Genomic DNA, 6,334 nt, shown 5'->3' with positions numbered 1-6,334 from the left:
TTTCTATTTACACAAAATATTTTACACTCTCCTTCTAGATGGTCATTCATGTTAGAAGAATCAAACTATTTTTTTACTGTCGTAATAATATTAAAACACTAGAACAAATCAATTAAATTCCATAAAATATAAATAATAGACCTAGCATCATCTGGTATAAAATGGATGCTAGGTCCGTTATATTTACTCAAAATTGATTCTACGAATAGATCTTCTTATCATTTCTATTTTAGTAGTCATGCGTTGTTGTTCTTCTAAAGGTGGTAATGGTATAAGTAGTTTAGATAAATTTGTACCATTTACATTTGGTTGCCCAGTTCCGTAAGAAATTTTTTCTAATAACTTCCAATATAATGGCGAGTCTAAGAAGCAGTCTACGTATTCTGATAATAATTTCTCAACTAACCTAATTCGAATCAAGTAAGAAGCAAAAACAGATTCCTCACTTATTTCCTTAACCAAGAAACTTTTTCCCATAGTTCCTCCTGTCCTTGCTATCAAAATGTCATTTTCTTCCAATCTTAAATCAACTAGTTTAGAATTACTAATATCACAGTAAGGCACACTGGACCAATTTACACGTCCCTCTTGTATATCTGTGATTCTCAAAAACTTAACATTGCCTTGTTTTTTCGCCGAATCTGTATAGCCATATTGAATCTTAGTAGAAATACTTCCTAAATAAACCCATAGTCGAACATCGCTAGATGATTTTTCTTGTCGTTCTTTATGAACAACAGTGATCATCTTGAGTTGTCCGACTATTTTTTAGTTGCAGCAATCTTTTTGGGACGCTTATTTGCATGAAGCAACGTTGCTAAGTCTAGTAATAAAACATTGGCTAACACAGGATTGGCTTTCTCGCGATACGCTGCGGCGCCACTTTCAAACAATACTGCTAGACGATCTTCTACAACAACGATTTGTTCCAAATACGGTGGAAATTTGATTCGTTTTAGGATCCGGCTAGGAGAGTCCCGCTCGGACACTAAGAGTTCCGAGGTATAAGGACCATAAGAACGACTGGCTAAGAGATAATGGCCATAAAAAGCCACACCTTGAATCTTATCAGATGTTTTTCTGCTCATTGTCACGGTTGGTTGGATTTTGTCTTTGCGGCGAATTGCTGTTTTCATTTCAGCTATCGTCGGCAATAGATAGAAAGTCAACTGTCCTTCACCTTTTAGTGTGAAGTTGCCAGATACCAGTTGATCATTGTTTTGAGTCAAATACGATGCTTGTGGAATCTCTGAGAGATCAGTTGTCAGCCAATAAGCGATTGGCTGTCCCGTCTCTTCAGATGTATCTGCTAAGATATCGATCAAACGTAAAGCGGCTACTCGTCCAGTAGCAGATCCTGTGATTGTCAACCATAAAAGTTCCCGTTTTGTATCATATACTAAGCCCCCTACATGTGGCCGTTTAGGTAAAATCAGCAGTTTGATCGGCTGTCCTGTTTCTCTATCCAGTACCTGAATAATAGAATGATGCTGATGGTCATAGCAGTAGGCAGAAATAAACACAAAATCTTGAGAAAAAGCCAACCCTTGCGGCGTCATCCATTGACAAACCTCATTTTCGCCGGTTTCCGGCACCACCATTCTTGTTTCTGTTAATCCAGGAATGTTATATTGTTTTGCTTCAGCCTTTTCCCAAGCTGCTTGAACAATAGGATACCGTTTTAACTTTTTTTCAATATCCTGATGTATCCGTTGCTGCTTCCAATGCTTAAACTTTAGGACATAGTAAACAAGGAGGCCAATGACCAGCAACACTAAAATCATTATTGCTACCCGCTGTGTCATTTTTTTGCCTCCTTGTTCTATTCGATCAATCGTCCATATACCGCTATTAATTACCGTAACTACATGTTTCTTTTACTAGCGTTTCTTTATAGGATCTTTCATAATCTCATTTATAGTAACATTAAGAATCCCTTATTCTACTATAGTCACTTCCACATCAATATTGCCTCTTGTTGCTTTAGAGTATGGGCAAAATGCGTGGGCTTCTTCTGCGATTTTCTCTGCTTGGTCCTTCTCAAGTCCTGGCAAAGAAACTTCTAAAACAACCCCGATTTGGTAGCCCCCATCTTCTAATTGAAATAAAGATACCCGTGCTTTGACTTCAGAATCAGACTCAAGATTATTTTCTTCCAGCATGTGTTGAACCGCGCCGTTGAAGCAAGATGCGTATCCAGCCGCAAAAAGTTGTTCCGGATTTGTCCCTTCACTATGGATTCCTGGGCGGTCGATCTTCATGTGCATACTTCCGTTTGGTGCCTCAACCTCGCCATCACGGCCTCCACGATTGATCATTGCTGTTTCGTACATTTTTTTCATTGAGATCATCCTTTCTTTCGTCGTTCTATATTAAGTGTAACGAGTATTTTTTAATCTGACAAAGGTAATGCTTGCATTCGGCGACATCAGTTAGACAACATCGATGATCAGTGATAGAAGCAGTTTATCTATACAAAAAAAGAAGGGTTCTATGATATTTGGTGTTGTTACTCAAGGCGAGTAAGGACACCAAATATCATAGAACCCAAATAGTTAAAGAAAAAACTTAATCGTTGAAAGAAGCCCAATTGCTTAAAGAAGGCAAACTGACTAATCGACGGAATCCGTGCTAATCCGTAAAGACCTGCAATTAGTAAACTAATAACTGTTAAAACAAGATAAAAATGGCTAAGCGTACCATGACCACTTTGACGATAAAGCAGAACAAGTAACAATGGGAAAAGTAGAAAGCCTGCATAGCCTAGCCCAGAACCTATATTATGGATCCAAGTCGATAGATTCCAAGAACTTTCATTCGTATTGATACTGAATAACCCAGTAAAAATACAATCACCTATCCCATATAAACCAACTGTTGCAACAGCAAGTATTGCAAGTGTTTTTGATGTTCCAACAAATAGGTGATACAACGCAGGCAACGAAAGAACAAAAAAAAGTCCAGATACAACTGACCAGACCAAGAAAGCACGTCTGACTGGACTATCTACGTCACCAAACACACTAATTACGGTAGTCATTTGATTCAGTTTGGGATAAAAAAGGCCAAGGATATACGGTGTCGATAAATCACTAATCACACCTAATAATAAAAAATAAAAACCATATTTTTGCAAAAAAATCATTTTCTTCCCCTACTTTTTAGTGATTATTCGATACATCCAACAATCAAATTTTTTCACATTTTAACACATATTTTTATTCTAGTTGCCTTTTGAACAATCAATAACATAAAGGTGAGTTTCTTCTACATTTTAAAAAATCGAATGGCACTGAAGAGTTCAGTTGTCAGCATCAATCTCCTACTCAAAAAGGCAAAAAAACGTAAGTCAGATGTTGTTGACATCTCACTTACGCATCCATTGATTGAAAATTTCTTAGTAAAATCTACTAGCCTAAAAATTTGAAGACTTCTTCTCGATCATACAGTTTAAATACTTTCTCGCATAAAAATTGAGTAATTAGTGCCGCAAAAACAGGGATGACTAACCAACAAAGAACAACAAGAAAGCCATTTAGCCCTGCATCTAAAGAAGCCAACGGACCAACAAGTCCGACCACGCCGAAACCAGCAGAAGCAGGCGTACCTGAAATAGAAAATAGAGCGACAGGAATAGCTGTAATCACTGCACTAACTAAACAAGGAATAAGAATCACAGGTTTTCTAAATAGATTAGGCATCATCATCTTCATAGCGCCTAAAGCAATCGCAATTGTCACACCTGACTTATTAACCTTCCAAGAGTTCACTACTAAAACAAAAGTGGTTGCAGCTACGCCCATCGCAGCCGCACCAGCAGAAACACCATCTAGTTGGATTGCCATTCCGATTGCTACTGTTGAAATAGGAGAGATAATCAAAAAGGCAAAGGAACAACCAATCAAGATAGACATTAACAGCGGTTGTAAGGTAGTGAAGTTATTAATCAATGATCCAATTGCAGAAGTAATTGCTGTTACAAAAGGGAATAAATAAAAACCAAGTAAACCTGCACCTACACCTACAACAATCGGTGTTAACACAATCGACACTGACCCAAAACTATTTCCAATCAGTAAAATCAGCCCGACAGCAATCGATGCTGTCAGCATCGTATTAATAATATCGCCTGTACCAGCACCAACGTAAACACCCGTTTCACCCAAATCAGGTGTGAATTTGACTACACCAGAACCAACAAAAGAAGCTCCGGCTACAACCATCATTCTCATCGGATCAAATCCAAATTGTAAGGCAATCAAACCACCAATGATCAAAGGTGTTGCTAGTTGAAAAATAACTGCTAACTGTGCGATCGTTACCGCAAAGGGATACGCACTAAAATATTTTAAAATGGCACCTAATACTGCATTAGGAATCAATCCAATAATGATTCCTGTTGCTGTACCAGCGAGGACTTTATTCAGAAAAATTTTCGGTGATATTTTTTGTGAAGTTTCCATTCAATCTCTCCTTTATTTTACGTTCAAACTATCTTCTTTTGCATGGACAAGCTCAGTCAAGAAATCACAATAAGGCGTCGCAACACCATATTTCTTCCCTTTTCTAGAAATTGCGCCATTGATATAATCGATTTCTGTTAATCGATGGTTCTTAATCAAGTCTTGATACATTGAAGGATAATGTAACCCAATTGTTTCCGGGTCAAAACAAGATTCACAATGTGCAATGACTTCTGGGACATCTAGTTCAATCTTCTCTACTGCTGCTACTTTGGCAAACTCATTGACAATCGTCGCCACCATTTTATGAGCAGTCGATGTTTTTCCTAGCTCAGCCATATTAACGTCTAAGATTGTGCATAGTCCGTTCATTGTTCCGTTCACACATGCTTTGCGATAAATAGAATAGTGAATATTGTCAGAAAAATGAGCATTTAATCCTGATTCAGACAATTTGTCTGCTAATTTTTTTGCAGCTGCTTCTTTTCCATCACCTAAATTTTGTAATTCTACTGAACCACTTCCAAATAATTTGACCTGACCAGGACCTTCAAGACCTGCCGTCCACATGGTATTTCCAATATAGATATTTTCCATTGGTACAAATTTCTCAATAATATCTTCATGCCCGATACCATTTAATAGACATAAGACCTCTGTATCTTTTTTGATTAATGATTGGATATCCTGCAGCATTTTTTCCAGCTGCATCGCTTTGGTAAATAGAATAATCAGATCAACTTGATCTTCTTTTTCTACTTCGGATTGAAGAACGATTGGTAGTTTTGCTTCTACCTCTTTACCATTAAAATTTGCTTGTAATCCATGTTCTTTGATTTGTTGGACATGTTCTGCCCAGCCATCGATTAATAATACTTCGTTCCCACTTTGGTGAAGCATCAACCCAAAGCGACTTCCCATTGCGCCAGCGCCTGCAATTGCTATTTTCATTGATTCTTCCTCCTTTTTCTTTCTATTATACTCATTTGAGAATCTTTTCACAACCTCGTTTTGTTATTCTTCTCTTATTTATCATGTTTATATCCACCATTCAAGTTATTCTATCAGCAAATCAATAAAAACTGGAATAGAATCCCAATTTTATCGTAAGAGAAACTAGACTAGCAATAAGAAAATAGAAACATTCATAGAAAAAACCTCACTCCTCTGATTATAAAAGAGGGGGCATTAACCTCGTGTATACTAAAACCTTCCATTCATTCGATGGATGATTTTCTTTTTGTGAAAAAATATTCATTGTAGTACGATGTTGCGCAACACAGACGGATGGTATTGCTTATTATTTATTAAAATCGAACAATACACTTATTTAAAAACTTCTTTCCCAGATTTTCTTCCATTTTTACAGTTATAACTAGTATTATCATGAAAAATAGCCTTTTATTGTCTATGGGAATAATAATTTAAAATTGGTACTTTTTTATTAATTAGTTCATCGCCCAATAATCTCTCCAGTTTCTTAGCATCTCCTGACTCAACCGGAATTATCCAAGCCCAGTCCAAATAATTTTTTAAAATCTCATCATATTTTGCAAATATTTCATTGCCATATTCCGTCCTTAAAATTATATTTTCAGTGCCAGACAAGTGATTTGTATTGAGTTGATAAAAAAGATCTCCATCTAAAAAAATATCATTAGAAGAAGATTTCCCCACAGTAATGACCATTCCATCAGCTCTATGTGTTACATACAAATAATTGTATGACCTCATTTCACCTAATGAATCAATTATTTCTTGCCCTTTAGCTCTAATATATTGATCTCTATTACCTATCTCACTCTTATTTAACAAAAGTTTGGATAGGCTACAATTAACTATGGATAGGCTACAATTAACTAGACAGAAAA

General features: G+C 36.6%; 7 protein-coding genes. All 7 read right to left on the bottom strand.

Annotated elements, in window-relative coordinates; translation table 11 throughout:
* Nucleotides 1-183: 183 nt before the first annotated feature.
* Nucleotides 184-747 (bottom strand): restriction endonuclease subunit S, encoded by a 564-nt coding sequence (locus HMPREF2731_RS04935; RefSeq protein WP_002294754.1) that lies wholly within the window; start codon nucleotides 745-747, stop codon nucleotides 184-186.
* Between the two features lie 14 nt (nucleotides 748-761).
* Entirely contained in the window at nucleotides 762-1,805 is a 1,044-nt protein-coding gene (locus HMPREF2731_RS04930; protein ID WP_070872435.1) for a YncE family protein, read from the bottom strand.
* A 132-nt stretch (nucleotides 1,806-1,937) separates the two neighbouring features.
* Nucleotides 1,938-2,342, bottom strand: coding sequence for an organic hydroperoxide resistance protein (locus HMPREF2731_RS04925; RefSeq protein ID WP_002292291.1), 405 nt, complete (start codon nucleotides 2,340-2,342; stop codon nucleotides 1,938-1,940).
* A 167-nt stretch (nucleotides 2,343-2,509) separates the two neighbouring features.
* Nucleotides 2,510-3,145, bottom strand: coding sequence for a DUF998 domain-containing protein (locus HMPREF2731_RS04920; protein ID WP_002309696.1), 636 nt, complete (start codon nucleotides 3,143-3,145; stop codon nucleotides 2,510-2,512).
* A 265-nt stretch (nucleotides 3,146-3,410) separates the two neighbouring features.
* The gene (locus tag HMPREF2731_RS04915) at nucleotides 3,411-4,463 is read right to left on the bottom strand and encodes a PTS sugar transporter subunit IIC (protein WP_002291912.1); all 1,053 of its coding nucleotides are present in this window, start codon (nucleotides 4,461-4,463) and stop codon (nucleotides 3,411-3,413) included.
* 12 nt (nucleotides 4,464-4,475) lie between these two features.
* Complete coding sequence (locus tag HMPREF2731_RS04910; RefSeq protein ID WP_002291914.1) at nucleotides 4,476-5,414, bottom strand: 2-dehydropantoate 2-reductase; 939 nt, start codon at nucleotides 5,412-5,414, stop codon at nucleotides 4,476-4,478.
* 450 nt (nucleotides 5,415-5,864) lie between these two features.
* Nucleotides 5,865-6,334: hypothetical protein (locus tag HMPREF2731_RS04905; RefSeq protein WP_256337571.1), on the bottom strand; the 470-nt coding region annotated here is incomplete at its 5' end.

The sequence above is a fragment of the Enterococcus sp. HMSC072F02 genome (assembly GCF_001837725.1).
Lineage (GTDB): Bacteria > Bacillota > Bacilli > Lactobacillales > Enterococcaceae > Enterococcus_B > Enterococcus_B lactis.
This window is presented reverse-complemented; position numbering and strand designations above follow the sequence as displayed.